General features: G+C 68.5%; 21 protein-coding genes. 15 read left to right on the top strand and 6 right to left on the bottom strand.

Annotated features, from left to right (window positions below; genetic code table 11):
- Window positions 1-665: group II intron maturase-specific domain-containing protein (locus ACYVDG_RS09935; RefSeq protein WP_460748636.1), on the top strand; the 665-nt coding region annotated here is incomplete at its 5' end.
- 473 nt (window positions 666-1,138) lie between these two features.
- Here the strand turns inward: ACYVDG_RS09935 and ACYVDG_RS09930 are convergent.
- A complete protein-coding gene (locus ACYVDG_RS09930) occupies window positions 1,139-2,482 on the bottom strand; it encodes an HNH endonuclease signature motif containing protein (RefSeq protein WP_460748634.1) in 1,344 nt (447 codons plus the stop codon).
- Window positions 2,483-3,293: 811 nt separating this feature from the next.
- Here ACYVDG_RS09930 and dnaE point away from each other — a divergent pair.
- Together dnaE and ACYVDG_RS09920 are read left to right on the top strand one after the other, a co-directional pair.
- Complete coding sequence (dnaE, locus tag ACYVDG_RS09925) at window positions 3,294-6,857, top strand: DNA polymerase III subunit alpha (RefSeq protein ID WP_460748632.1); 3,564 nt, start codon at window positions 3,294-3,296, stop codon at window positions 6,855-6,857.
- A gap of 170 nt (window positions 6,858-7,027) precedes the next feature.
- Entirely contained in the window at window positions 7,028-7,918 is an 891-nt protein-coding gene (locus ACYVDG_RS09920) for a PadR family transcriptional regulator (protein WP_460748629.1), read from the top strand.
- Between the two features lie 143 nt (window positions 7,919-8,061).
- Here the strand turns inward: ACYVDG_RS09920 and ACYVDG_RS09915 are convergent, their stop codons facing one another.
- Window positions 8,062-8,595, bottom strand: coding sequence for a DinB family protein (locus ACYVDG_RS09915; protein WP_460748626.1), 534 nt, complete (start codon window positions 8,593-8,595; stop codon window positions 8,062-8,064).
- 74 nt (window positions 8,596-8,669) lie between these two features.
- Between ACYVDG_RS09915 and ACYVDG_RS09910 the strand changes: the two genes are divergently transcribed.
- Window positions 8,670-9,329, top strand: coding sequence for a hypothetical protein (locus ACYVDG_RS09910; RefSeq protein WP_460748624.1), 660 nt, complete (start codon window positions 8,670-8,672; stop codon window positions 9,327-9,329).
- Between the two features lie 49 nt (window positions 9,330-9,378).
- Here ACYVDG_RS09910 and ACYVDG_RS09905 read toward each other — a convergent pair whose 3' ends face one another.
- The 4 genes from ACYVDG_RS09905 to ACYVDG_RS09890 form a co-directional block, all read right to left on the bottom strand.
- Entirely contained in the window at window positions 9,379-11,247 is a 1,869-nt protein-coding gene (locus tag ACYVDG_RS09905; RefSeq protein WP_460748621.1) for an AMP-dependent synthetase/ligase, read from the bottom strand.
- A gap of 177 nt (window positions 11,248-11,424) precedes the next feature.
- Window positions 11,425-11,910, bottom strand: a complete 486-nt coding sequence (ybaK, locus tag ACYVDG_RS09900) for a Cys-tRNA(Pro) deacylase (protein ID WP_460748619.1) — start codon at window positions 11,908-11,910, stop codon at window positions 11,425-11,427.
- Window positions 11,911-12,239: 329 nt separating this feature from the next.
- On the bottom strand, window positions 12,240-13,022 hold the full coding sequence (locus ACYVDG_RS09895) for an LON peptidase substrate-binding domain-containing protein (RefSeq protein WP_460748616.1): 783 nt from the start codon (window positions 13,020-13,022) through the stop codon (window positions 12,240-12,242).
- A gap of 230 nt (window positions 13,023-13,252) precedes the next feature.
- A complete protein-coding gene (locus tag ACYVDG_RS09890) occupies window positions 13,253-13,813 on the bottom strand; it encodes a ferritin (protein ID WP_460748614.1) in 561 nt (186 codons plus the stop codon).
- 250 nt (window positions 13,814-14,063) lie between these two features.
- Here ACYVDG_RS09890 and hisD point away from each other — a divergent pair, with 250 nt between their 5' ends.
- The 11 genes from hisD (at window position 14,064) to ACYVDG_RS09835 (ending at window position 25,706) form a co-directional block, all read left to right on the top strand.
- On the top strand, window positions 14,064-15,389 hold the full coding sequence (gene hisD, locus ACYVDG_RS09885; RefSeq protein WP_460748611.1) for a histidinol dehydrogenase: 1,326 nt from the start codon (window positions 14,064-14,066) through the stop codon (window positions 15,387-15,389).
- A 127-nt stretch (window positions 15,390-15,516) separates the two neighbouring features.
- Complete coding sequence (locus ACYVDG_RS09880; protein ID WP_460748608.1) at window positions 15,517-16,614, top strand: histidinol-phosphate transaminase; 1,098 nt, start codon at window positions 15,517-15,519, stop codon at window positions 16,612-16,614.
- Between the two features lie 40 nt (window positions 16,615-16,654).
- A complete protein-coding gene (gene hisB / locus ACYVDG_RS09875) occupies window positions 16,655-17,248 on the top strand; it encodes an imidazoleglycerol-phosphate dehydratase HisB (RefSeq protein WP_460748606.1) in 594 nt (197 codons plus the stop codon).
- Window positions 17,249-17,410: a hypothetical protein gene (locus ACYVDG_RS09870; protein WP_460748603.1), complete on the top strand. Its 162-nt coding sequence runs from the start codon at window positions 17,249-17,251 to the stop codon at window positions 17,408-17,410.
- Window positions 17,411-17,444: 34 nt separating this feature from the next.
- On the top strand, window positions 17,445-18,098 hold the full coding sequence (gene hisH, locus ACYVDG_RS09865) for an imidazole glycerol phosphate synthase subunit HisH (protein ID WP_460748601.1): 654 nt from the start codon (window positions 17,445-17,447) through the stop codon (window positions 18,096-18,098).
- A 52-nt stretch (window positions 18,099-18,150) separates the two neighbouring features.
- Window positions 18,151-18,909, top strand: coding sequence for a bifunctional 1-(5-phosphoribosyl)-5-((5-phosphoribosylamino)methylideneamino)imidazole-4-carboxamide isomerase/phosphoribosylanthranilate isomerase PriA (gene priA / locus ACYVDG_RS09860; protein ID WP_460748599.1), 759 nt, complete (start codon window positions 18,151-18,153; stop codon window positions 18,907-18,909).
- Window positions 18,906-19,679: an imidazole glycerol phosphate synthase subunit HisF gene (gene hisF, locus ACYVDG_RS09855; protein ID WP_460748597.1), complete on the top strand. Its 774-nt coding sequence runs from the start codon at window positions 18,906-18,908 to the stop codon at window positions 19,677-19,679. Before priA ends, hisF begins: the two co-directional genes overlap by 4 nt.
- Before the next feature lie 209 nt (window positions 19,680-19,888).
- A complete protein-coding gene (locus ACYVDG_RS09850; RefSeq protein WP_460748595.1) occupies window positions 19,889-20,485 on the top strand; it encodes a peptidoglycan-binding domain-containing protein in 597 nt (198 codons plus the stop codon).
- Between the two features lie 273 nt (window positions 20,486-20,758).
- The gene (locus ACYVDG_RS09845; protein WP_460748593.1) at window positions 20,759-21,544 is read left to right on the top strand and encodes a peptidoglycan-binding domain-containing protein; all 786 of its coding nucleotides are present in this window, start codon (window positions 20,759-20,761) and stop codon (window positions 21,542-21,544) included.
- Window positions 21,545-21,834: 290 nt separating this feature from the next.
- Window positions 21,835-23,859: an ABC transporter ATP-binding protein gene (locus ACYVDG_RS09840; RefSeq protein ID WP_460748591.1), complete on the top strand. Its 2,025-nt coding sequence runs from the start codon at window positions 21,835-21,837 to the stop codon at window positions 23,857-23,859.
- Window positions 23,856-25,706 carry an ABC transporter ATP-binding protein gene (locus ACYVDG_RS09835; RefSeq protein ID WP_460748589.1) on the top strand — a complete coding sequence of 617 codons (1,851 nt, stop codon included), beginning with the start codon at window positions 23,856-23,858 and terminating at the stop codon, window positions 25,704-25,706. Before ACYVDG_RS09840 ends, ACYVDG_RS09835 begins: the two co-directional genes overlap by 4 nt.
- Window position 25,707 lies beyond the last annotated feature (1 nt).

Genomic DNA, 25,707 nt, shown 5'->3' with positions numbered 1-25,707 from the left:
CGATCTCTCCGGTTCTGGCGAATCTGTTTTTGCATTATGCCTTTGATGCGTGGATGGCTCGGAGTTTTCCGGGGGTCACGTTTGAGAGGTATGTGGATGATGTGGTGGTGCACTGTGCCAGTGAGCAACAGGCCCGCCATGTTCTCCAGGCGATCAAGGGCAGGATGGGCGAGGTCGGGCTGGAGCTGCATCCGGATAAGACGAAGGTGGTGTACTGCAAGGACGAGGACCGTACGGGGGATTGCCCCGATGTCGAGTTCACGTTCTTGGGGTTCACGTTTCGTCAGAGGGCGTCGATGCGGCGGGATGGGAGTCTCTTCCTGTCGTTTGCGCCCGCGGTCAGTAAACAGGCTCTGAAGAGGATGAGTGCTCAGGTGCGGTCCTGGAGGCTGCACCATCGGACTGGCCATAGTTCGGAAGATCTCGCGCGGAAGATCAATCCGATCGTGCGGGGGTGGATGAGCTATTACGGGGCTTTCAATAAGTGGGAGTTGTTTCCTCTTCTGAAGCGTATCAATGCCTACTTGATGCGTTGGATGCGTAATAAGTACGAGCGGTCGAGGGGTGCGAAGAAAGCTCAGCGTGTGTGGGATGAGGGTGTGAGAAGGCAGCCTCGTTATTTCGCGCAGTGGGAGTGGACGGTGCACGCTCCTCGTTCCTGGTGATCAGGGTGATAAGAGCCGTATGACGGGAGACTGTCACGTACGGATCTGTGAGGGCCGGGGGGTGAGATTCCCCCCGGCTACTCGGCGGGGACGGGTGGTTGAGGTCTGCGCGGTCCCGGCCTTCGGCCGGACCCCAACGGCACAAGCACGGCCTGGCGGCCGTCGATGGCCACTTCGCCGGAGCGTTGACGGTTGGGGGTGTCGCGGCTGGTCATGGTGTGTGGCGGACCCCTGCTGGCGGGTGGGGGCTGGTGTTTGGGGGTCGGCTGGTGTCTGGGTGTGGGTGAACCCCCCTGTTGGAGGCAAAAACAGGGGTGAGCGTGCTTCTAGGACCAGGTCTCACCCCCCGGCCCCCGGGGTGGCGAGGGCTCGGGGCCAGGGGTCAGGTGTCGGTGCGGGGGCGGGTTCTGGCCATGCGCGGGTAGAGACCCGGCAGTACAGGGGGCTGACCTGGGGGGTTAGTGGGTGGTCGATTACGGGTTCGGGGGTGGGGCTGGATCCCCATCCGGGTCCGAGGCCCCACCCTGGTTTCCGGTGCGGCCTCGGTTTCGCCCCGACCACATGCGGCGGTCCTGGCGTACCGACCACCGGTGCTTGATCTGGTTGTGGGTCGCGCACAGCGGCTGGATATTGGTGGCGCTGGTGGTGCCGCCCTGCCAGAACTCCACGATGTGATCGGCCTGGGTCCAGGGCAGGGGTACGTCGCACCCGTACTGCCACGCGCAGCTGGTGTGGCCGTGGAAGGCGGCCGCCCGGATCTTGGGCGGTGCCAGTCGGCACGAGCGGCCCACGTCCAGGACCTGGCCGTTCTTCTGCTCCACCACCAGGCGGCGGATCCAGCTTTGGCCGAGGAGTTCGCGCACTACCGAGATGGGCACGACCTGTCCGGTCTCCGTGGTGGCCGGACCTGCGTCCTCGGCTTCCTCGTCCCCGGCCAGGGACGTGGCGGGCACGGTGATGTTGATCAACGCCGTGGCCGTGGTGGGGGTGTCGCACCCCTGGTGGGACTGGGCGAAGCCCAGGGCGGCCATGAGGGCGTCGTAGGTGCGCTCGTACTTGGACAGCCCGTCCTGGGGGTGGAAGGGCACCTGGTAGTTGTCCAACGCGACCTGGATCCGCAGGGCATCGGCGGGCGAGCCCCACACCTGGAACAGGAACGTGCGGTCGAAGGTGGTGACCAGTTGGGCACCCCGGGCGGCGTGGGCGGCGGCGTGGTCCTTTTCCACCTTGTTGGGGTTGAGTCGCATGCACAGCTGGTGGGCGAAGTGGGTGATCTGGCCCACCGACATGTTCGGGCGTGATTCCTTGAAGTCCAGGATTCCGCATTCCATTTTCGCGCGGAACAGTTCCGGGTCGGGGTGGTCGCCCTTTTCCCTTTTCTCCACCCCGGCCTCGGCGCCCTTGATGACCGCTGCGGCTTCACCCACCGACAGGGCCCCGGAGTGCAACGCCTCCAGAGTGGGGGCCATTTCCTGGCGGAATTCGGCGCGCGCGATCAGGGCCAGGTCGTTGGCCTGGGCGGCCGCGATCCCGAAGGCGTGGCGCAGCCACGCCTCCAGGTTCCTCTGTCCGCCCTGTTCCAGCAGCTGGCCGGTGGCTTCGAGTTGGGCCAGCCGTGCGGCCATGGAGACTTTGATCTGGTCGAGGTGTTCCCACACGCGGGTGGCCTGGTCCAGCACTTCACCCGCCGCTCCCGGGGGCACGTCGCGGTCGAAGAACGCTGTGGTCTCGTCCCGAGCAGCGACCACCGCGGTATCCACCGCGGTATCCACCGGGGTGTGCCCGGTGGGGGTGGGTGCTTCGGGAGAGATCGTCATTCTTCTATTGTAAGCGAAAGGGTCGAATAAAGGAAGTATTATCGCTGGTTCGTGCTGAATTCATGACTTTCGTCAGGGGTGCCCCCTGACTTTCTTCGGGCTCCCAGTTCAGGCCACCTGGTGTGGTGTTTATGACCACCTGGAATTCCAGGTCGCTCATAGGGGATGATCTTGCCCCTGTCTCCACTCTCGAGGGCCGAGGGTGGAGCTGGGGGCAAGATCATCGGGGAAAAAGGCCGCCCGTTGCGGTTCGCCGCACACATTGACCGGCCGCGACACCCCCAGCCGTCAACGCTCCGGTGGAGTGGCCGCTGACGGCCGCTAGGCCGTGCTTGTGCTGTTGGGGTTCGGCCGAAGGCCGGACCATCGCCTCCCCGACCACACGTCCCCCGTTTCCTGATAGCCGCCAACCCGCCGTCGCAGCGAAGCGGGTCAAGGTGGAGCGCCAATGACGCGCGAAGCGCTCGATGGCGACGACCTTGAGGCGCGCAGCGGAGACGGCCACCATCAAGCGGCAGGAAAAGGGGAGACCACCCGCGCTGGAGCCACCAGGCCACAGATTCAACCCGGCCGAGCAGGCTCACCGGCTCACGAGCAGGCTCACCGTCTCAAGGGCTCAAGAAATGTGCCCGCCTCAAGAGCCGTGCCCTTCCTGAAGGCAGTGCACAGCCCAAGGGAGTGGCCCCTAGGAGCGGGGATCGCCGCTGCCGGAGCCCGGTTCGTTGTCCACAGGCGGCCCCGAAAGTCGTGGGGAAGTCATAGGCTCGGGAGTCATCACCCGTCCGTCTAACCGCCTGGGGGCACCTGCGTCATGGCCGACTCCTTCGCTCATCTGCACGTCCACACCGAGTACTCGATGCTCGACGGTGCGGCCAAGCTGAAGCCCCTCTTCCAAGAGGCTGCCCGGTTGGAGATGCCTGCCGTGGCGATGACCGACCACGGCAACATGTTCGGCGCCTACGAGTTCTTCCAGCAGTCGCAGGGCTCGGGCGTCAAGCCCATCATCGGGATCGAGGCCTACGTGGCCCCGGAGTCGCGCTTCCACAAGAAGCGGGTGTTCTGGGGGCGCTCCAACACCTCCGACGATGCCACAGCTGAGGGCGGCAAGGACATCTCCGGCGGCGGCCGGTACCTGCACATGACCATGCTGGCCGAGAACGAGCAGGGGCTGCGCAACCTGTTCAAGATGTCGTCGCTGGCCTCCTCCGAGGGCTACTACATGAAGCCCCGGATGGACCTGGACTTGATGTCGCAGTACAGCGAGGGCGTGATCGTCTCCACCGGGTGCCCTTCGGGCGGGGTGCAGACCCGGCTGCGGTTGGGGCAGGAGAAGGAGGCCATCGACTACGCCGCGGGGCTGCAGGACATCTTCGGCAAGGAGAACGTCTTCCTGGAGTTGATGGACCACGGTGTGCCCATCGAGAAGGAGGTCCGGGACGGTCTGCTCAAGGTGGGCCGGGAGTTGGATATCCCGCCGCTGGTGACCAACGACTCGCACTATGTCTACGAGTCCCAGGCCTCGGCGCACGATGCGCTCTTGGCTGTGGGGGTGGGCAAGAACCTGGATGATCCGACCCGGTTCCGGTTCAACGGGTCGGGTTATTACCTCAAGACCGCTGACGAGATGCGTGGGCTGCTCAACTTCGACCAGTGGGCGCAGGGGTGCAAGAACACGCTGCTGATCGCGGAGCGGATCGACCCGCACGCCTACGACAACGTGTTCGCGCACCGGGACCTGATGCCGGTCTACCCGGTGCCCGAGGGGGAGACCCAGTCCTCCTGGCTGGCCAAGGAAGTGGAACGCCGCATCCCCGTGCGTTACCCGGACGGGGCCTCCGAGGAGGCGCGCAGCCGGATCGAGTACGAGCTGGGCATCATCAACACGATGGGTTTTCCGGCCTACTTCCTCGTGGTGGCCGACATCTGCAACTACGCGCGGGAGCAGGGGATCGCGCTCGGCCCCGGCCGCGGTTCGGCCGCCGGATCGATGATCGCCTACATGCTGGGCATCACCGACCTTGACCCCCTGGCCCACGGTCTGCTGTTCGAGCGCTTCCTCAACCCCGAGCGCGTGTCCATGCCCGATGTCGACCTGGACTTCGACGAGCGCAGGCGCGGGGAGATGATCGAGTACGTCACCCGCCTGTACGGCGAGGAGCGGGTGGCGCAGATCCTGACCTTCGGCACCATCAAGGCCAAGGCGGCCATCAAGGACTCCACCCGCATCCTGGGCATGCCCTACTCCACGGGTGACCAGATCACCAAGGCCTTCCCGGCACCGGTGGGCGGTAACGAGATCCCGCTGGACGCGGTGTACAACACCGACCACGAGCGCTACGGCGAGACCACGGAACTGCGCGGTCTGATGGACAGTGATCCGCAGGTCAGCAAGGTGATGGAAACCGCGCGAGGTATCGAGGGCCTGACCCGCGGTACCGGTGTGCACGCGGCCGGGGTGATCCTGTCCAAGGAGCCGTTGCTGGACGTGATCCCGCTGCACAAGCGTGATTCCGACGGGGCCATGATCACCGGTTTTCCCTATCCTCAGTGCGAGGACATGGGTCTGCTCAAGATGGACTTCCTGGGTCTGCGCAACCTGACGATCATGGATGACGCGGTCAAGAGCATCAAGCAGGCCGAGGGCGTCGACATCGACCTCGGAAAGCTGCCGCTGGACGACCCGAAGACCTATAAGCTCCTGGCCCGGGGTGACACGCTCGGCGTCTTCCAGCTGGACGGCGGCGCGATGCGCAACCTGCTCAAGCGGATGGAGCCGAGGTCCTTCGGGGACATCACCGCCGTGCTCTCGCTGTACCGGCCGGGCCCGATGGCGGCCAACGCGCACAACGACTACGCGGACCGCTCGAACGGGCGCCAGGACGTCACCGCCATCCACCCCGAACTCAAGGAAGCCCTGGACGGCATCCTCGGTGAGACGTACCACCTGATCGTCTACCAGGAGCAGATCATGGCGATCGCCCAGCAGCTGGCCGGGTACAGCCTGGGCGGGGCGGACCTGATGCGCCGGGCGATGGGCAAGAAGAAGAAGGAGGCCCTGGAGAAGGAGTACGAGAAGTTCTCCGCCGGCATGATCGAGAAGGGCTTCTCCCGGGAGTCCATGCAGGCGATCTGGGACGTCATGCTCCCGTTCGCGGGCTACGCCTTCAACAAGTCCCACGCCGCGGGATACGCCCTCGTCGCGTACTGGACGGCGTACCTGAAGGCGAACTACCCGGCCGCGTACATGGCCGCGCTGCTGACCTCGGTCAGTGACGACAAGGACAAGATGGCGGTCTACCTGGCGGAGTGCCGCACCCAGGGCATCAAGGTGCTGCCCCCCGACGTCAACGAGTCCGGCCTGCGCTTCACCCCGGTGGGCAAGGACATCCGCTTCGGCATGGGCGCGGTGCGCAACGTGGGCGCCAACGTGGTCAACTCCATCGTCAAGACCCGGGGGGAGAAGGGCAAGTTCTCCTCCTTCACCGATTTCCTGGGCAAGATCGAGCTGGCTGCCTGCAATAAGCGGGTGGTGGAGTCACTGGTCAAGGCGGGCGGGTTCGATTCGCTGGGCCAGCCCCGCAGGGAGCTGTACCGCCACCACGAGACCGCGGTCGAGGGGATGATCAGCTCCAAGAAGCAGGAGGCCCACGGTCAGTTCGACCTGTTCGGTGGTGGGGACGACGACGGCGACTCCTCCCCGATCGGGTTGAACATCCAGTGGGGTGATGAGGAGTGGGACCGCAAGACCAAGCTGGCCTTCGAGCGGGAGATGCTGGGGCTGTACGTGTCCAGTCACCCGTTGGCGGGGGCCGAGCGGGTGCTGGCCCGGTCCCGGGACACCTCGATCGCGCAGGTCGTGGCGGGGGAGATGGCCCGGGAGCGGGGTGAGGTGCGGATCGCTGGGTTGATCTCCAAGGTGGACAAGCGCACCAACAAGGCGGGCAACCAGTGGGCGATCGCCACGGTCGAGGACCTGGACGCCTCGATGGAGGTGCTGTTCTTCCCCAAGACGTATCCGCTGTATGTGGAGGCGTTGTTGGAGGACACCGCGGTCACGGTCAAGGGTCGGCTCAACGACCGGGACGGGACGTACTCGATGTTCGCCTCGGAGATGTCCATCCTGGACATCTCGCACGTGACCGAGGGCGAACCGCCGGTACTGCTCACCGTCGCCGAAGACCGCTTGAACGCCGAGCTCGTCGAGGACCTGCGCCAGGTGCTGAGCACCCACAAGGGAGACACCCCCGTGCGGATCAGGGTGGACAACCCGGTGCGCTCCAAGATCTACGCGGTGGACCGCTACTCCGTGCGGATCTCCCCGGAGTTCAACGGTGAGATGAAGAGCCTGCTGGGGATGTACGCGGTCGACTACTGACCAGCTCCACGCCCCGAGTCCCCGTGTGCCGTCCGGCACACGGGGATTTTTTCTGTGGTCGATCCTTGCCGCGATCGAGTTAACGATATATCTTTGAGCTATTGCTGCACAATATGACAGTCGTTAGAAGTCGAGATCACTCGACATCGATGGGCGCCAAGGAGAACGACATGACCGCGATGGCACTTCCCGGTCCCTGGTCCTGGGGTGGGCGGCGCACCGAGCGTCCCCGACTGCCCTGGACCTGGCGACCCACCGAAACCCCGCCCGCACACCCCGGCCCGCGACACGGGCACGACGAGCCCGGCGGTGAGCACCCCGGACCCCGGCGGGACGGCTTCGGCCACCCGCCACCCCCTCCTGGGCCTCCCGGATCGCCGCCCCCGCCTCCGTGGCAGGGCGCCGACGGGCCCTTCGGCCCAGGCGGACCGTTCGGCCCCGATGGGCCGATGGGACCGGGCGGCCCCTTCGGCCCGGGAGGGCCGTGGGAGGGGTTCGGTCCCCGAAGCGGCGGGTTCGGTCCGGGCCGGAGGTTCCGCCGTGGCGGACGCGGGGGAGGCCGCCGGGCCAAGCGCGGTGACGTGCGCACCGGCATCCTCATGCTGCTGGCTGAGGAACCGCGCAGCGGCTACGAGATCATCCGCGAGGGCCGTGAACGCAGCGGCGGGGTCTGGCGGCCCAGCCCCGGCTCGATCTACCCCATGCTCCAGCAACTGGAGGACGAGGGCCTGATCGCCCAGACTGAGGGGGAGGGCCGCCGCCGTCCCTACCAGCTCACCGACGAGGGCATCGACTACCTCGAGGAGAACGGCGCCGACCTGACACCGCCGTGGGAGGCGGGTGCGGATGCCGCCGCCGACGCCAGGTCCCGCTACGAGGAGATCGGGGCCCTGGCCTACCAGCTCTCGGCCGCCGCGTCCCAGGTCGCCCAGGCCGGGACGCCGGAGCAGCTGGAGCGGGCCAAACAGCTCCTGGCAGAGACCAAGCGGGGACTCTACCTGATCCTGGCAGACGAGGAACCCGCCGCCTCCGGCCCCGCCGACCGGGACGACGAGGCCTGAGGCGGCGGAGGCCGACGGGACCGGACCATCGGGCCGGACAGCCGGACCGAGGGCCAGGCCGGACAACATGAGGGCCCGGGACGGTGCGCACCGTCCCGGGCCCTCATACGCCGAAACCCTCGCGTCCTTCCGGGAGGGCCCGGCTATTCTCCGGTGACACCGTCAACGAGTTCCCGGAGCGCGTCCAGGTGCCCGTTGTGCCGCGCGGTCTCCTCGATCATGTGGACCAGTACCCAGCGCAGGGTCGTCCTGCCACGGTGGTCCGGGATGCCCCGGGAGGAGTTGCCCAGCTCCAGGTGGGACGTGATCTCCCGGGAGCGCTCACACTGCGCGGCGTACTCGTCAAGCAGCTCGCCCAGGGGCCGCTGCGCGCCGACCCTGAACTCCCCGTCGGGGTCCTGCCTCGAATAGGGGGCCTGATCGGGTTGGTTGAGCATGACCACCTCGAACCAGAAGGCCTCCACCCAGCGCAGGTGCGATACCACCCCGCCGACCGTCATCATCGGCGAGGAGGGCAGAGGTGTGGCCGACGACAGGTCCGGGGCGAGGCCGGCGCACTTGCTGTGTACCGTCGCCCGGTGCCAGTCCAACCAGGCCAGGAGCATCGTGCGCTCGTCCGCCGCCATGGGAGGATCGACACGCTCGGGCCGGGTCAGGGGACTGTTCTTGTCGCTCATGCCGGTATTCTCCTTCGGGTTGTGCCCGGTATCCACTGGTTTTCGGGCCGGGTGGCGACGATGAGGAGCGGGTGATGGTGGAACAGGGGCGCACGGGCAGGTCCGGGCCGGGGCGAGGCCTGGTCGTGGGGGCGTGCCTGTTCGGGGCTGTTGCCCTGTTGGGTGCCCTGCTGGGCCCGCTGTGGTGGTGGCTCGCCCCGCGCCCGGAGGTGGCCGCCCTGGGTGACGGAAACGTCTTCCCGGGGACCTCGGAGGAGGTTTTCGCGGGAGAGGGCTACTTCGTCCTCATCACCGCTGTGGCGGGTCTGGTCACCGGCTTCGTGGCCTACATGGTCCAGTTCGCCCTGTCCCGGCGGCGCTTCCAGGACCTGCGCCTGGTCTGTCTCGTCGCGGGTGCCCTTGGATCTGCTGTGGCGTCCCTGCTGGTCTGGCGGATCGGTACCGCCCTGGACGCCCCGGCGCGGGAGGCGGTGCTGGCGGCCGACGCGGGTGAGACGGTCACCGCCGCGCTCCAGCTCCAGGCCACGGCCTTTCTGATCGTCTGGCCCTTCGTCCACATCCTGCAGTACGGACTGCTGGACGGCATCAGTCTGCTGCGCGGCGACCAGCCCGGAGTGCCCGAACCCGCACCGGCTAAGGACGCCGCAGAGGGGAGCGAAGGCCCTGAAAAGGGGGCGCCCCGCACAGTGGGCGGCCCCCGCCCAGGAAGGGCAGGAGCCGCCGGCCGTCACTGAACTGGATACCGGCCCCGAGGATCCGCGGCGCTGAGCACGGTCCCGGGCGTCACAGTGACTGGACGGTGTCCTTGTACATCCCGTCGAGCAGATCGCGGTACTTGTCCTCCACCGCCCTGCGGCGCATTTTCAGGCTCGGCGTGATCTCACCCTGCTCCACCGTCAGCTCGTTCGGCAGAACCACGAAGTCCTTGATGGTCTCGTGCCGCGGCAACTCCTTGTTGAGCGCGTCGACGGCCTCCTGGACCATCTGCCGGACCTTGGGCTCCTTCGTGAGGCCGCTGTAGTTGAGCGCGCCGAGGCCGTTGGCCTCCGCCCAGGCGTCGATCGCCTCGGGATCCAGGGCCACCAGCGCCACGCAGTAGGGGCGGCGGTCCCCGTGCACGATCAAGTTGCTGACGTAGGGGCAGAGCGACTTGAAGCGGCTCTCGATGCTCTGCGGCGCCACGTACTTGCCGGCCGAGGTCTTGATCAGCTCCTTCTTGCGGTCGGTGATCCGCAGTCGGCCGTTCTCCAGCGCGCCCATGTCGCCGGTGGCGAACCAGCCGTCCTCGTCGAGCACCGCCTCGGTCGCTCCGGACAGGTTGTGGTAACCGCGCATCACGCCGCCGCCGCGCAGGAGGACCTCGCCGTCCTCGGCGATCTTCACCTCGGTCCCGGGCAGGGGAAGACCGACCGTTCCGAAGCGCAGGTCACTGGGGCGGTTGAGGAAGGAGCCGGCGGAGGTCTCGGTCAGGCCGTAGCCCTCCAGGATGGTGATCCCCGCGCCGTAGAAGAACCGGCCAATCTCCGGTGACAGGGGCGCGCTGCCGGAGACGAAGAATTTCAGCCGCTCGCCGAAGCGGGCACGCAGCTTGCTGAAGACCAGCTTGTCGGCGACCTTGTGCTGGGCCCCCAGCGCCCCGGTGGGCTCCTTGCCCTCTTCCCGCAGCCGTGCCACGCGGTCGCCTACGCCGAGGGCCCAGCGGAAGATGCGGTACTTGGCGGCACCGCCTTCCTTGGCCTGCATGACGACCTTGTTGTACACCTTCTCGAAGATCCGGGGCGCGGCCGCCATGAAGGTCGGCTGAACGACGGCCAGGTTGTCCACGATCCGGTCGACCCGGCCGTCGACAGCGGTCCGGTAGCCGATACGCAACTGGCTGACCTGCATGACCTTGCCGAAGGAGTGCGCCAAGGGGAGCCACAGGTACTGGACGTCGTCCTCGGTGATGAGTTCACCGCCCTGGGAGCTCATCTCCTCGCCGAGGACCTTGAGGGCCTCCGCTTCGTACAGCCAGTTGGCGTGGTCCAGGCGCACGCCCTTGGGGCGGCCGGTGGTGCCGGAGGTGTAGATCAGGGTGGCCAGGTGGTCCGGCTTGACCGCGGCGACCAGTTCGCCGAACAGCTCCGGCCGCTCGGCGTGCAGTTCGGCGCCCTTGGCTTCCAGGTCGGCTAGGCCGATGACCCAGTCGTCGTCGCCTTCGGCCGCGCCCTCGAAGGCGATGACCTTGGACAGGCCGGGCATGGCGCCGCGCTGCCCGACCAGTTTGGCGACCTGTTCATCGTTCTCGGCGAAGGCGACCATGCTGCCGGAGTCGGAGACGATGTAGGCGCAGTCGGGCGGGGTTGACGTGGGGTAGATGGTGGTGGACGCGCCGCCCGCACAGAGGATCGCGAGGTCGGCCAGGACCCACTCGATGCGCGTGTTGGAGGCGATCGCGCAGCGCGCTTGGGAGGTCACGCCCAAGGAGTGCAGGCCGAGCGCGATGGCGCGGACACGGTCACGGGTCTGGGTCCAGGTGAGGGCCTCCCACTTCTCACTGCCCCCGGCGGCGCTGGTCACCGGGTAGCTGAACGCCTCCCGGCCGCCGGATTCGGCGACGCGGGAGGCGAACATGTCGGGAACGGACTGAAAGGGGGATGAAGTGTTGCCCATGTCACAAAACTACCCCTGGGTAGGGGGGTCAGCAACAGTCCGTGCGTGAATGTGGGGAGGTCCACTTCGCGGGCTGGGGAGCCCCGACCCGCCAGGGACTGCCGGGCCCGGCGAACCCCGCCCTGCCGCAGAACCCCGCACCGCCGCGGAACCGGAGCCGGTGTGGAAACCGGGCGGTCAGTCCGAACCGATGGGTGCGGTGACCGCCTCGGTCAGCTTGATCAGGTCCAGCGGGGCCAGCTCCATCTGGAGTCCGCGCCGCCCAGCGGACACGTACACCGCGTTCAGCCCGGTGATGGAGGAGTCGATCACCGTCCGCAGCCGCTTGCGCTGTCCCAGGGGGCTGATGCCGCCGCGCACGTACCCGGTGATCTTCTCCGCGCGGGCCGGGTCCGCCATGATCGCGCGCTTGCCGCCCACCGCCGCGGCCAGGGCCTTGAGATCGAGTGACGCGCTGACCGGCACCACCCCCACGGTGAACACGCCGTCCACCTCGGCCACGAGGGTCTTGAACACCTGCTGGTGGGGGACCCCGATCGCGTCTGCGGCATCGGCCCCGTAAGCGTGCCCGTCGCCGCCACCCGGAACATCGTAGGGATGGAGGGTGTACGTGGTTTTGGTCCTACCGGCGGCCACGGTCGCGGGCGTGGCTTTTCCACTCATGGGTTACCTGGGCTTTCCACGTCGGTGTGTCGAAACGTTGCGGGCAGGTTAGGGCATGTTCGGCGGACACATACCCTGCTGCGCGTCGCCCCAGCGGTACTTGCACTGCGCATCTCTCAGTCGACAGCCAAACCCGGGCGGGCCCCCGCTGTGCGATGCTGCCGAGCTTGCGAGGCAGTGCACAGTAGGGGAACTCCTTCTTCGGCCTTGTGCCAGCACCACTGGATACGCCCGCCCGTCGCCCGCCACCAACCCTCAACGGACGCCTTCGGCGCAGTGCCACCTTCGCGACGGGCAGCATCCACCGAACACGCCCTAAGACATGCGACCTAGTTGAAGGAGACACCGTTGTTCAGGAAGGGGCCCGCAGGAAGGTTGGGGAGGGTGGGGGTGGCCACCACACGGTTCTCTCTGCGCAGGAAGCGGGCAGCGACCGCCAGGCGGGTCGCCGCGTCCTCCGCTTCCAACAGGCGCTGCTTCTCCGCGGCGTCCAACACCACCGAGGCCGACACCGCGTGGGAGAGCGCGATCGGGTCCCGTGGCAGATCTCTCGTGGTCTCGGGGGCCATGCCGATGGCCGAGAGCCGTTCGCAGTACACCTCGTACAGGTCGCGCACCCTCTCGGCGTGGTCCTTGGCGTCGGGCCCCATCGGTTCGGGGAGCAAGGAGACGGTCGCGGTGGAGTACGCCTCGGGGGAGGAGACGTCGACCTCGGTCAGGTCGGTGATCGCGAACCTGGTGCCGCCCTCGACCACCAGGTCGTAGCGTCCGTCCTCGTAGGTGCGCACGTCCCGCACCACGGCCGTGCAGCCGGTCGCGCTGACCACGGGGAGGGAGGGACGGCCACCCGAACCGGCGGTGCTGGGCACCCCTGTGTCGGCACCCCCCGCGCCCTGCCCGGACTCGCTGGCCACCTCGTGCCCCAGTTCGATCCACACGACACCGAACCGGGCGGGGCGTCGCTCCCCACCACCGATCTCGCCACCGGCAAGGGTCGGGCCGAGCAGTTCCGAGACCAGCTGACGGTACCTCTGCTCGAAGATGTGGAGGGGGATCGTCATGCCGGGGAACAACACGGTGTTCAACGGGAAGATCGGGAGCGCCTCTGGCATGTTCCCAGTATGCCTCTCAGCCGACGGGCGTGCGCTTCTGGTCGGGGCGCTGCGTGTCCGGCCCCCGGTGTTTCCGCGCACACTCGCCGCAGGGCCACCCGGCCCGGCGTGTCGGGCCCGGCGACGTATCCGTGCCGAGGCTCTGTCGCACGGGCAGGAACGTGCCCGGACAGTAAGAACGGCCCGGGAGCGCCCCGGGCCGTTCGCGGTGGCCGTGTTGCCGACGGGTGTTAGGAGACCGCGGGACCGGCGGTACCGGGCGCGCCCTGGCTGCCGCTGTCCTCGCTGGGCATGTCGCGGGCCACGAACGTCTCCACGTCGAACAGGTTGCCGTTGGCGCGGTCCACGACGTTGAGGAGGGTCGACATCTTGGCGACCTCCTCGACCTGCTCCTGGATGAACCACTGGAGGAACTGCTCGCCGGTGTAGTCGCCCTCGTCCTTGGCGACCTTGGCCAGGTGCTGGAACTGGTCGCTCACCTCGCGCTCCTGGCGCAGCGCCAGGGCGACAAGATCCCGGGTGACGGCGAAATCGGTCTCGATGGCGTCCACACCCGGAAGGGCGAACGTCACGTCGTAGTCGAGTAGGAAGCGCACGATCATCATCGCGTGGTCGCGCTCTTCCAGGGACTGCTCGTAGAAGACCCTGGCCAACTGGGGCAGGTCCTGGTCGTCGAACCAAGTCGCGATCGCCACGTACTGGTGCGAAGCCGTGAACTCGTGCCGTACCTGGTCGACCAGGAGGCGGTGGAACTTGGAAAGCGTGCTATCGCCGATCGTGTTCGAAGTCATGCCTCCACGATAACGCATTCAAAAGCGTTTTGCGAAGCGCGCAAAAAGGGTACTGAATTTGTTAGGCAAGCCTTTCAGAAGCTTGATTAGGTTAGGTATTCCAAACTTAGGTAATGCTCATGTCGCGTATTTGTGGGGGAGTGCTCGCCGATGTCCACCGAGGCCGGGTTCGCGCCGGTCGTGCGGGTGTGGTGTCCATCATTCGGACGCCCCCACCCATGGATCGGGCGGTGCCCCCTAGACTGGGTTCGTGATCAGTCGAATCGACCTCCGAGGTTCCCAGGGCGACCCGCGCGACGTACTTCCGCGCGCCGAAATCGATGTGGCGGACGCCACTGAACGCGTCCGACCCATCTGCGATGACGTGCACCATCGCGGAAACCAGGCCCTGGTCGAACTCACCGAGCGCTTCGACGGTGTGCGGCTCACCGACATTCGTGTTCCCGCCGCCGCTATCGACACCGCCCTCGCCGAACTCGACCCCGCCGTGCGCGCCGCGCTGGAGGAGTCCATCCGCCGTGCCCGCAAGGTCCACCGCGAGCAGCGGCGCCAGTCCCACGCCACCCAGGTCGTGCCCGGCGGCACCGTCACGGAGAAGTGGATCCCGGTCAACCGCGTCGGCCTCTACGTGCCGGGCGGCCGCGCGGTCTACCCCTCCAGCGTGATCATGAACGTCGTCCCCGCCCAGGAAGCGGGCGTGTCCTCCCTGGCGGTCACCTCACCGCCCCAGAAGGAGTTCGGCGGCCTGCCCCACCCGACCATCCTCGCCGCCTGCGCCCTGCTCGGCGTCTATGAGGTCTACGCGGTCGGCGGCGCCCAGGCCGTGGCGATGTTCGCCTACGGCACGCAGGCCTGCGAGCGCACCGACATGGTCACCGGCCCGGGCAACATCTGGGTCGCCGCCGCCAAACGCTTGCTCAAGGGCGTGATCGGCATCGACGCGGAGGCCGGACCCACCGAGATCGCGATCCTGGCAGACGGCACCGCCAACCCCGACTACGTCGCAGCCGACCTCATCAGTCAGGCCGAGCACGACGTCGTCGCAGCCTCCGTCCTGGTGACCCCGGACGAGGCCCTCGCCGCGGCGGTCACCGAGCGCCTCACCGAGCGCGTGGCCGCCACCAAGCACAGCGACCGCGTCCGCGAGGCCCTCGCCGGGCCGCAGTCCGGCATCGTCCTGGTCGACGACCTCGAGCAGGGCCTGGCCGTCGTCGACGCGTACGCGGCAGAACACCTGGAGATCATGACCGCGGACGCCCCGGCCCTGGCCGCGCGCGTACGCAACGCCGGGGCGATCTTCGTCGGCGACCATTCCCCGGTGTCCCTCGGCGACTACGCCGCGGGCTCCAACCACGTGCTGCCCACCGGCGGCTGCGCCTGCCACTCCGGTGGCCTGAGCGTGCAGACTTTCCTGCGCGGGGTGCACATCGTCGAATACGACCCTGACGCGCTGGCCGACGTCGCCCAACACGTCATCACCCTGGCCGAGGCCGAGGACCTTCCCGCGCACGGCGAGGCGATCGCCGCACGCACGGGTCATGGAACCCGACCGGCCCGCGGAACCGACCGGGACTGACCACCTGGGACCCAGAACCCGGGACCAAACTGCAGGCCGGTGGGGCGGACCGTCCACGGGCAAAGCCGTGACCGGACCGGTCACAGACCAACACAGCCTCAGGCGCCCGCCCCGCCACAACAGACACATGAGCGTGAAACCAGTGAGCTTCACCCTGAACGACCTGCCGCTCCGCGACGACCTGCGCGGACGTTCTCCCTACGGCGCCCCGCAGCTGGACGTGCCGGTGGTTCTCAACACCAACGAGAACCCGCACGCACCCTCCCCGGCCCTGGCCAAGGCCCTGGCCGACGCCGTCGCCGACGCCGCCCTGGGCCTGAACCGCTACCCCGACCGGGACGCGGTCCGGCTGCGACAGGGCCTGGCCGCCTACCTCGGCCACGGCCTCACCTCCGCGGACATCTGGGCGGCCAACGGATCCAACGAGATCCTCCAGCAGCTGCTCCAGGCCTTCGGTGGCCCCGGCCGCACCGCCATGGGCTTCGAGCCGTCCTACTCGATGCACCCGATCATCTCCCGTGGCACCGGGACGGGCTGGGTGTCCGTGCCGCGTGACGCCGACTTCCGTGTCGACGTCGACGCCGCCCTGGCCGCGATCGCCGAGCACGAGCCGAGCGTCATCTTCCTGACCTCGCCCAACAACCCCACCGGCACCGCCCTGGAGCTCGACGCGATCGAGCGCATCGCCCAGGCCGCGCCCGGCGTGGTGGTCGTGGACGAGGCCTACGCAGAGTTCCGCCGCGAAGGCACGCCCAGCGCCCTCACCCTGCTGGCCGAACACCCCAAGGTCATCGTCTCGCGCACCATGTCCAAGGCCTTCGCCCTGGCCGGTGCGCGCGTGGGCTACCTCGCCGCGCACCCCGCGGTGGTCGACGCCCTGCAGCTGGTCCGCCTGCCCTACCACCTGTCCGCCGTCACCCAGGCGGTGGCCGTCACCGCCCTGGAGTACGCCGACGAACTCCTCGGGGCCGTCGCCGACCTGCGTGCCGAACGCGACTCCCTCGTCGCGTGGCTGCGCGCACAGAATTTCTCGGTCGCCGAATCCGACGCCAACTTCATCATGTTCGGTGAGTTCGAGGACCGCACCAAGGTCTGGCAGAGCATGCTCGACCAGCAGGTCCTCATCCGCGAGGTCGGCCCGCCCGGCTGGCTGCGCGTCACCGTCGGCACCGCCGAGGAGATGGCCGCCTTCCGCGAGGCCCTCCTGCGGGCCACCGGCCGCTGACCGCCGCACGACTTCCCACCGCACCAGCGAAAGAGTGAGCATGAGCCGCACCGGGCGCGTCGAACGCGCAACCAAGGAAACCAAGGTCCTGGTCGAGGTCGACCTGGACGGCACCGGAGCCGCCGACGTCTCCACCGGCGTCGGCTTCTTCGACCACATGCTCGACCAGCTCGCCAAGCACGGCCTGTTCGACCTGACCGTGCGCACCGAGGGCGACCTGCACATCGATTCGCACCACACCATGGAGGACACGGCCCTCGCCCTGGGCGCCGCCTTCCGCGAGGCACTCGGCGACCGCGCGGGCATCCGCCGTTTCGCCGACGCCAAGGTTCCGCTGGACGAAGCGCTCGCCGAGGTCACCGTCGACGTTTCAGGCCGCCCCTACCTCGTGCACAGCGAACCCGAGGGCATGGCCCCGGTCATCGGGCGCGACTACGACACCACCATGACCCGGCACATCTTCGAATCCTTCGTGGCCCAGGCGCGCGTGGCCCTGCACATCCACGTGCCCTACGGCCGCAACGCCCACCACATCGTCGAGGCCCAGTTCAAGGCGTTCGCCCGCGCCCTGCGCGTGGCCACCGAGGACGACCCCAGGGTGAGCGGAGTCCCGTCGACCAAGGGCGTCCTGTAGATGGACACCGACCTCTGGGGGATCGCCCTCCTCGTCCTCGCGGGGTTCCTGGCCGGAGGCGTGTACGCGCTCTGGAACGTCAACCGCGCGATCGCCGTCGCCCTGGGCGGCTGTATGGCACTCGCCGCCGCCTCCGGTGTGCTCCGGCTCGGCTACTTCTAACACCTGCTGGCTCCAATTGAAGGGGACGGATCTGATGCCGTCACGCGTGGTCATCTTCGACTACGGATCGGGCAACCTCCGCTCGGCCCAGCGCGCCATGGAGCGCACCGGCGCCGATGTCACAGTGACCTCCGACCCGCATGCCGCGCTCGACGCCGACGGGTTGGTCGTCCCCGGCGTGGGCGCGTTCAGCGCCTGCATGGCCAGCCTCAAGGCCGCGGGCGGTGACCGGATCATCGGCCGCCGAGTGGCCGGGGGCCGTCCGGTCCTGGGGATCTGCGTGGGTATGCAGGTCCTCTTCGACCGCGGGATCGAGCAGGCCGACGTCCACGCGGAGGACAGCGCCACCGAGGGCTGCGGGGAGTGGCCCGGCACCGTCGAACGCCTGCGCGCGCCCGTGGTGCCCCACATGGGCTGGAACACCGTCACCCCGCCCGAGGACACACGCCTCTTCGCGGGCCTGGACCCCGAGGAGCGGTTCTACTTCGTGCACTCCTACGCGGTCCGCCACTGGGAGTTCGTCGCCATGAGCGACCGCGTCCGCGCACCTCGGGTGACCTGGTCCGAGCACGGTGAGCCGTTCGTGGCCGCCGTGGAGAACGGGCCGCTGAGCGCCACCCAGTTCCACCCGGAGAAGTCCGGCGACGCCGGCGCCCGCGTCCTCGCCAACTGGGTCGAGACCCTGTGAGCGACCGCCTCCCGCTTCCACGCCGTATCCGAACCGAGAACGAGAAGGCCTCATGACCGACGAGAACACACCGTCGAACCCCGCACTCGAACTGCTCCCCGCCGTGGACGTGGCGGGCGGGCAGGCCGTCCAGCTCGTCCAGGGCAAGGCGGACTCCGGCGGGAAGTACGGCGACCCCTTCGCGGCGGCCAGCGGCTGGCAGGCCGCCGGGTCCGAGTGGATCCACTTGGTGGACTTGGACGCCGCCTTCGGGCGCGGGCACAACCGGGACCTGCTGCGCGACATCGTGGGCCGCCTCGACGTGAAGGTCGAGATGTCCGGCGGCATCCGCGACGACGAGTCGCTGGAAGCGGCCCTGTCCACCGGCTGCACGCGCGTCAACATCGGCACCGCCGCTTTGGAGAACCCCGAGTGGTGCGCCAAGATCATCGCCGAGCACGGCGACCGGATCGCCATCGGCCTCGACGTGCGGGGTACCACCTTGGCCGCCCGCGGCTGGACCCGCGACGGCGGCGACCTGCTGGAGACGCTCGCCCGGCTGGAGGCCGAGGGCTGCGCCCGCTACGTCGTCACCGACGTCAACAAGGACGGCACCCTCAAGGGCCCCAACCTGGACCTGCTGCGCACCGTCTGCGAGCGCACCGACAAGCCGGTGGTCGCCAGCGGAGGCGTGTCCAGCCTCGCCGACCTGGAGGCCGTCGCCACCCTGGTTCCGCTGGGTGTCGAGGGCGCCATCATGGGCACCGCCCTCTACGAGGGCGCGTTCACCCTGGAGGACGCCCTGGCCACGGTGGGGAGCGCGGACCGGTGAGCCTGTCCATCCGCGTCATCCCCTGCCTGGACGTCGACGCCGGACGCGTCGTCAAGGGCGTGAACTTCGAGAACCTGCGTGACGCCGGCGATCCCGTGGAGCTCGCGTCCACCTACGACGGCGGCGGAGCGGACGAGCTCACCTTCCTCGACGTCACGGCCTCCAGCGGCGATCGCGAGACCACCTATGACGTGGTCCGCCGCACCGCCGACCAGGTGTTCATCCCGCTTACGGTCGGGGGAGGGGTCCGTTCCCCCGACGACGTCGACCGACTGCTGCGCGCGGGCGCCGACAAGGTCGGGGTGAACACCGCCGCGATCGCCCGCCCCGAGCTGATCGGGGAGATCGCCGAACGGTTCGGCCGCCAGGTCCTGGTGCTGTCCGCTGACGTTCGCCGGGTGCGCGAGGGTTCAGAACCCACCCCCAGCGGGTTCGAGGTCACGACGCACGGCGGCCGCAAGGGCGCCGGACTCGACGCCCTGGAGTGGTGTGAGCGCGCTGCTGAGCTGGGCGCCGGGGAGATCCTGCTCAACTCCATGGATGCCGACGGGACCAAGGCCGGGTTCGACCTGGAGCTCATCCGTGCCGTGCGGGCGCGCGTCGACATCCCGCTGATCGCGTCGGGCGGCGCGGGCGCGGTCGAGCACTTCGTGCCGGCGATCGAGGCCGGCGCGGACGCTGTTCTGGCCGCCACGGTCTTCCATTTCGGTGAGTTCACGATCGCCGACGTCAAGAAGAGCCTGCGCGAAGCCGGGTATCCGGTCCGTTAGCGCGATCGAGGAAAGGCCCGGAGAGCCCCGGGGCCATGCCCCCCACGGGAACGCCCCCTTCTCGGTTGACATGAGGTGGCGAATTAGTCGTTCGGGGATAGGTAGGTCTGTCCCTTTGGTGCGCTTTTCGGCTGTGAAGTAAACGATTCTCCGCCTTCGGACATCGAACGGGTGTGCAGGAGAATACGACGGGGGAAGGAACAGCCAGCATGCAGGCGCACAACAGGGGTAGGCCGACCGCGCGCGTGGCGGCCGTACTAGCCGCCACCGCACTCGCGGCCACGACCGGCCTCGCCGGTTCGGGTACGGCCCTGGCAGACGATCTCGAACAGACCTCCGAGGAGGCGATCGCCGAAATCCAGGCCCAGGACTGGCCTGAGTTCTCCAAGGGTGACAGCGCCATCGACATCCGCGCGGTGAAGATGCTGCTGAGCTACATCGAGATCAACCCCGGCGAGATCAACAACGAGTTCGACGAGGACCTCGAAGCCGCGCTCATCAGCTACCAGGAGGCCTTCGACCTGGAGGGCAACGGTGAGCTGAACGAGGAGACCTGGGAGGACCTGCGCGACCGGATCTTCGGCCAGGCGGTGTTCGGCCCTGGCAGCACCGGCCCCGTCGTGGAGATGATCCAGAGGGTCCTCAACGCCAAGTACAACTACCACCTGGCCACTGACGGCGTGTACGGCTACTGGACCGAAGCGGCCGTCCGCGAGGTCCAGGACCAGTTCGACATCGGCGTCGACGGCATCTTCGGCCCGCTCAGCTTCGAAGCGCTCATCACCTACCAGGACTTCGACCGGTAGGCCGCCCGCGGGGTCCGTGCCCGGTGCCCGGTACCGGTGCCCGACGCCGTTGCTCCCGGGTCACCGACTCTTCGGTGGCCCGGGCTTTCTCTTGCTACGGGCCTTTCGTGCTCGGGGGTCGCTTTTGCCCGAATTTCTCCCTGGCCCCGTGGAATTGCAGAGAGTTATTGAGGCGTGGCGCTCCGTTAATAGATTTGAGATTCGTGTGAGCATGTTGCCCGTCCAGCCATCCCGCTCGGGGTGGACAGCCACGGGAAGGAACACCCACCCAGCATGCTCGCCAACCACGACAACCGCACCTGTCCGCGACTGATCGCCCTGCTCGCGGCCGGCGCGATCGCCACGACCTTCACCGTGGGCTCCGCCACGGCAGCCCACGCCGACGACCTCGACCGCACCTCCGACGAGGTCGTGGCCCTCATCGAGAGCCAAGAGTGGCCGAACTACGCCAACGGCGACCCGGACCACGTCGACATCGAGGCCGCGCAGATGCTGCTGGTCTTCCACGGCTACGACTCCGGCCCGCAGTCGCCGGTTTTCGACGACGCACTGGAGGAACAGGTCCGCGCCTTCCAGAGCGAGCCGGACAACGACCTGGTCGAGACGGGCATGCTGGACGACGAGACCTGGCTGCTGCTCCGCGAGCGCACCTTCGAAGAGCACTACGGCCCGGGCAACGAGGGCATCGTCGTCCGGATGATCCAGACCGTGCTCAACGAGAAGCTCGACGCCGGGCTGGATGTCGACGGCATCTACGGTGAGGCGACCCAGAACGCCGTCTGCGGCGCACAGGTGATCTTCGAGATCGGCGAGGACGGGCTCTTCGGCCACCTCACCTTCCGCGCCCTCATCCACTACGACCACGAGAACAACGACGACTCGGTCCGCGACGCCGAATGCAGCGACGACGTCGACACCGAGGCGGCGAAGGCAGTGGACGCCGAAGCCGAGGCCGAAGCCGAGACCGAGGCCGAAGCCGAAGCCGAGGAATCCGACGCCGACGCGGAGGCCGACGGCGAAGCTCCGGCCGAGGACCAGGACGACCTGCGCCTCTACTAACAGGTCTCAGGCGCCGGCGGGGTACGCCGGACCACCTGCCCGACCGCTCACGGCCCGGGACGCCAGACACGGCGCCTGGGCCGTTCGCGTGCACAGACTGTCAACCCGGTCCAGGGTGAGTTGTACGGAATAGCACGGATGCGTCCGGTGCTGAAACAATCCGGTGGTAGCTGTCGGCGCCCCTGGATAGGTTGGCCCGACACGCGCTCCGTGCCCTTCGGCGTGCCCAGCCGAAGCCGTCCGGGGCGCGCGGTGTTGGGCGAGAGCACGGACAACGGAAGCGGGGGCGTATGGCGCAGGGCACCACGACGGCGAACAACGGGCGGGCAGCGGAGACACCCCCGACGAGCGGCGCTACGGACCCCCGGAAGCAGCCTGCCAGACCCCAGCACAAGGCCGTATTCACCCGAGGCGTGCGTGTCCTGGCCGTCGCGGCCCGCACCGAGCCGTGGATCTTCATCGCCGCCGCCGCCGGTGCCATGCTGCACGCCGCGGTCACCGTGGCCTCCGCCTCCGTGCTCGGCCACCTCACCGACAACACCATCCTCCCTGCCTTCGCCACCGGCAGCACCACGGCGGCCGCACTCCTCGCCGCGGCGGCCCTGCTCATGGCCGTCGGCCTCGGCAAGGCCGTAGGACTGGCCGTGCGCCGCCTCCTCGCCGGACTCATGCAGTTCCGTATGCAGGCCCGTTACCGCCGCGCCGTCTCCCGCAAGTACCTCGAACTCCCGCTCTCCTGGCACCACCGCCACCCCACCGGACAGCTCCTGTCCAACGCCAACGCCGACGTCGAGGCCTCCTGGCAGCCGCTCGCACCACTGCCCATGGTCGTCGGAAGCATATTCATGCTGTTCATCGCCGCCGTCGCCATGGTCGTCACCGACCCGGTCCTCGCCCTGGTCGCCTTCGTCGTCTTCCCGGTCCTCGCCGCGGCCAACGTCGCCTTCCAACGCCGCGTGTCCCCGATGGCCTCCAGGGCCCAGGCACTGCGCGCCGAAGTCAGCGGGGTGGCCCACGAGTCCTTCGACGGCGCCCTCGTCGTCAAGACCCTCGGCCGCGAGGACACCGAGACCGAGCGCTTCACCGAAGCCGCACACCGCCTGCGCGACGCGCAGATCCAGGTCGGGCGGATGCGCTCCATGTTCGACCCCTTCATGGAGTCCCTGCCCAACTTCGGCGTCCTCGCCGTCCTGCTCCTGGGCATGTGGCGCCTGTCCACCGGCGCCATCGAACCCGGCGACCTCGTCCAGATCGCCTTCCTCTTCACCCTCCTCGCCCTGCCCATCCGCTCCTTCGGATGGCTCCTGGGAGACCTGCCCCGCAGCGTCGTCGGCTGGGACCGCGTCCAGTCCGTCCTCCGCGCCGGAGGCGCCATGGCCTACGGCGACCAGGCCCTCGAACCCTCACCCCGCGGCCTCGCCCTGATCGTCCGAGACGTCACCTTCTCCTACGCCGACGCCTACGAAGCCGACTCCGAGAGCAGCGGCCGCGACCTCATGGACGACAGCGCCACCGGCGCCCGCAGCACCGTCCTCAACGGCGTGGACTTCGACATCGCCCCCGGCCGCACCGTCGCCGTCGTCGGCCCCACCGGCTCGGGCAAGTCCACCCTCACCACCGTCCTCATGCGTTTGGTCGACCCCGAGAGCGGCACCGTCACCTACGACGGCGTGGACCTGCGCGACCTCGCCCGCGACCAGGTCCCGCGACACGCCGCACTCGTGCCCCAAGGCACCTTCGTCTTCGAGGACTCCGTCCGCGACAACATCGGTCTCGGCGCCGCAGGGGTCGACGACGACCAGATCTGGGCCGCCCTGCGCCTGGCCCGAGCCGACGGCTTCATCCGCGAACTCGACGGCGGCCTCGACGCCCAGCTGGGAGAGAAGGGCACCACCCTCTCCGGCGGCCAGCGCCAGCGCCTCGCCCTGGCCCGCGCCATCGTCCGCCGCCCCAGACTCCTGATCATGGACGACGCCACCTCGGCGGTCGACCCGCAGATCGAGGCGCAGATCCTCGCCGGACTGCGCGAACGCGACGACGCCGCCACCGTGCTCGTGGTCGCCTACCGCCGAGCCACCATCGAACTCGCGGACGAGGTCCTCTACATGGAGGGCGGCCGCGTCCTGGGCCGCGGTACCCACGAGGAGCTCCTAGCCACCTCGCCGGGCTACACCAAGCTCGTCACCGCTTACGAACGCGCCTCAGCAGAGAACGAGGCGGAGCGCACACCGGTCCCCGAGGAGCCGGGACCGGCCGAGCCGCACCGCAGCGTCGGAGGGCACGGCAACGACGCCACCGAGGAGAGCAGCCGATGAGCGCACCCGCACGGACCCGCACCGACGACAGGTCGGAGCAGGCGGCCGACCGGCAGCGCCCCGACAGCGACCCGGTCCTCTCCCTGCACCGCAACCAGGACACCGCGCTCGGCACCATCAAGCGCGGCCTCCAGTTGTCCCCGGAGTTCGCCAAGGGCCTCTGGCTCACCCTGTGCTTCGCCGTGGTCGCCACGGGGGGCAAGGTCATCGTGCCCATCGCGGTCCAGCAGATCATCGACAGCGGGCTCACCGGGACGGGCGGACCGGACCTGGAGTTCGTCACCCGCATGGTGGCGGTCTGCGCCGGGCTCCTCGTGGTCACCATGGTCTGCTCGTTCCTGATGAACCTGCGGCTCTACCGGGCCACCGAGTCCGGTCTGGCGACCCTGCGCCGCAAGGCCTTCCGGCACGTCCACGACCTGTCCGTGCTCACCCAGAACAGTGAGCGCAAGGGCGCCCTGGTCTCCCGCGTCACCGGCGACGTGGACCAGATCAGCCACTTCATGCAGTGGGGCGGCCTGCTCCTGCTGGTCAGCACCGGGCAGCTCTTCGTGGCCACCACACTCATGGCGGTCTACTCCTGGCAGCTCACCCTCGTGGTGTGGATCTGCGTCCTGCCGCTACTGTTCGGCGTCCGCTGGCTCCAGAAGCTCCTCTCCAAGGCCTACCTCAAGGTCCGCGAACGCACCGGTGACATGCTCGGCGCCATCGGCGAGACCGTCATGGGCGCCGCCGTCATCCGCGCCCACGGCACGGAGGAGCGCACCGCCGGCCGCATCGACACCACCGTCTTCGCCACCCGCAGGGCCCAGGTGAAGGCCCAGCGCCTGTCCATGGCGGTCTCGCCCTTCGCGGAGATCGTCGCAGCCATCGGCAACACCGCGGTCGTCCTGGTCGGCGTGTGGCTGGGCATCGGCGGCGACCTCACCGCGGGGCAGCTCATCGCCTTCCTGTTCCTCATGACCCTCTTCATCCAGCCGATGATGATGGCCACGGAGATCTTCAACGAGGCACAGAACGCCATCGCCGGCTGGCGCCGCGTCCTCGGGGTCCTGGACACCGTCCCCGACATCGCGGACCCGGGAGAGGCCGGACGCGTGCTGCCGCGCGGCGCGGTCAAGGTCGGGTTCGACCATGTCACCTACTCCTACCCGGACGGACCGGTCGTCCTGGACGACATCGACGTCGAGATCACCCCGGGAACCCGGGTCGCGGTCGTCGGCGAGACCGGTTCGGGCAAGACCACGTTCGTCAAGCTCCTCACCCGTCTCATGGACCCCGGCTCCGGCACCGTCAGCCTGGACGGCGTCGACCTGCGGGAGGTGGCCTTCTCGTCACTGCGCGGCCGCGTCGTCATGGTGCCCCAGGAGGGCTTCCTGTTCGACAGCTCTCTGGGGGCCAACATCCGCTTCGCCCGGCCGGAGAGCAGCGACGCCGAACTCGAGGCGGCCGTCACCGAACTCGGCCTGGCCGACTGGCTCGGCAGCCTCGCCCACGGCCTGGACACACCGGTCGGCCAACGGGGCGAGTCCATGTCGGCGGGGGAGCGGCAGCTCGTCGCGCTCGTGCGGGCCTACATCGCCGACCCGGACCTGCTCGTACTCGACGAGGCCACCTCCGCCGTCGACCCGCACACCGAGGTGCGCATCCAGCGCGCCCTGGACCGGCTCACCAAGGGCCGCACCTCCGTCGCCATCGCCCACCGGCTCTCCACCGCGGAAGCGGCCGACCGGGTGCTGGTCTTCGACGACGGCAAGATCGTGCAGAGCGGTTCCCACAGCGAACTCGTCGCCGTACCCGGCGTCTACGCGAACCTCTACGCCTCCTGGGTGCGTTCCTCAGCTTGAG

Source organism: Nocardiopsis oceani (genome assembly GCF_054777395.1).
This window is presented reverse-complemented; position numbering and strand designations above follow the sequence as displayed.

Coding starts and splice junctions, on each gene's coding strand:
- ACYVDG_RS09930 (WP_460748634.1), bottom strand. CDS start 2,482: ATGACGATCTCTCCCGAAGCACCCACCCCCACCGGGCACACCCCGGTG.
- dnaE (WP_460748632.1), top strand. CDS start 3,294: ATGGCCGACTCCTTCGCTCATCTGCACGTCCACACCGAGTACTCGATG.
- ACYVDG_RS09920 (WP_460748629.1), top strand. CDS start 7,028: ATGACCGCGATGGCACTTCCCGGTCCCTGGTCCTGGGGTGGGCGGCGC.
- ACYVDG_RS09915 (WP_460748626.1), bottom strand. CDS start 8,595: ATGAGCGACAAGAACAGTCCCCTGACCCGGCCCGAGCGTGTCGATCCT.
- ACYVDG_RS09910 (WP_460748624.1), top strand. CDS start 8,670: ATGGTGGAACAGGGGCGCACGGGCAGGTCCGGGCCGGGGCGAGGCCTG.
- ACYVDG_RS09905 (WP_460748621.1), bottom strand. CDS start 11,247: ATGGGCAACACTTCATCCCCCTTTCAGTCCGTTCCCGACATGTTCGCC.
- ybaK (WP_460748619.1), bottom strand. CDS start 11,910: ATGAGTGGAAAAGCCACGCCCGCGACCGTGGCCGCCGGTAGGACCAAA.
- ACYVDG_RS09895 (WP_460748616.1), bottom strand. CDS start 13,022: ATGCCAGAGGCGCTCCCGATCTTCCCGTTGAACACCGTGTTGTTCCCC.
- ACYVDG_RS09890 (WP_460748614.1), bottom strand. CDS start 13,813: ATGACTTCGAACACGATCGGCGATAGCACGCTTTCCAAGTTCCACCGC.
- ACYVDG_RS09880 (WP_460748608.1), top strand. CDS start 15,517: ATGAGCGTGAAACCAGTGAGCTTCACCCTGAACGACCTGCCGCTCCGC.
- hisB (WP_460748606.1), top strand. CDS start 16,655: ATGAGCCGCACCGGGCGCGTCGAACGCGCAACCAAGGAAACCAAGGTC.
- ACYVDG_RS09870 (WP_460748603.1), top strand. CDS start 17,249: ATGGACACCGACCTCTGGGGGATCGCCCTCCTCGTCCTCGCGGGGTTC.
- hisH (WP_460748601.1), top strand. CDS start 17,445: ATGCCGTCACGCGTGGTCATCTTCGACTACGGATCGGGCAACCTCCGC.
- priA (WP_460748599.1), top strand. CDS start 18,151: ATGACCGACGAGAACACACCGTCGAACCCCGCACTCGAACTGCTCCCC.
- ACYVDG_RS09850 (WP_460748595.1), top strand. CDS start 19,889: ATGCAGGCGCACAACAGGGGTAGGCCGACCGCGCGCGTGGCGGCCGTA.
- ACYVDG_RS09845 (WP_460748593.1), top strand. CDS start 20,759: ATGCTCGCCAACCACGACAACCGCACCTGTCCGCGACTGATCGCCCTG.
- ACYVDG_RS09840 (WP_460748591.1), top strand. CDS start 21,835: ATGGCGCAGGGCACCACGACGGCGAACAACGGGCGGGCAGCGGAGACA.
- ACYVDG_RS09835 (WP_460748589.1), top strand. CDS start 23,856: ATGAGCGCACCCGCACGGACCCGCACCGACGACAGGTCGGAGCAGGCG.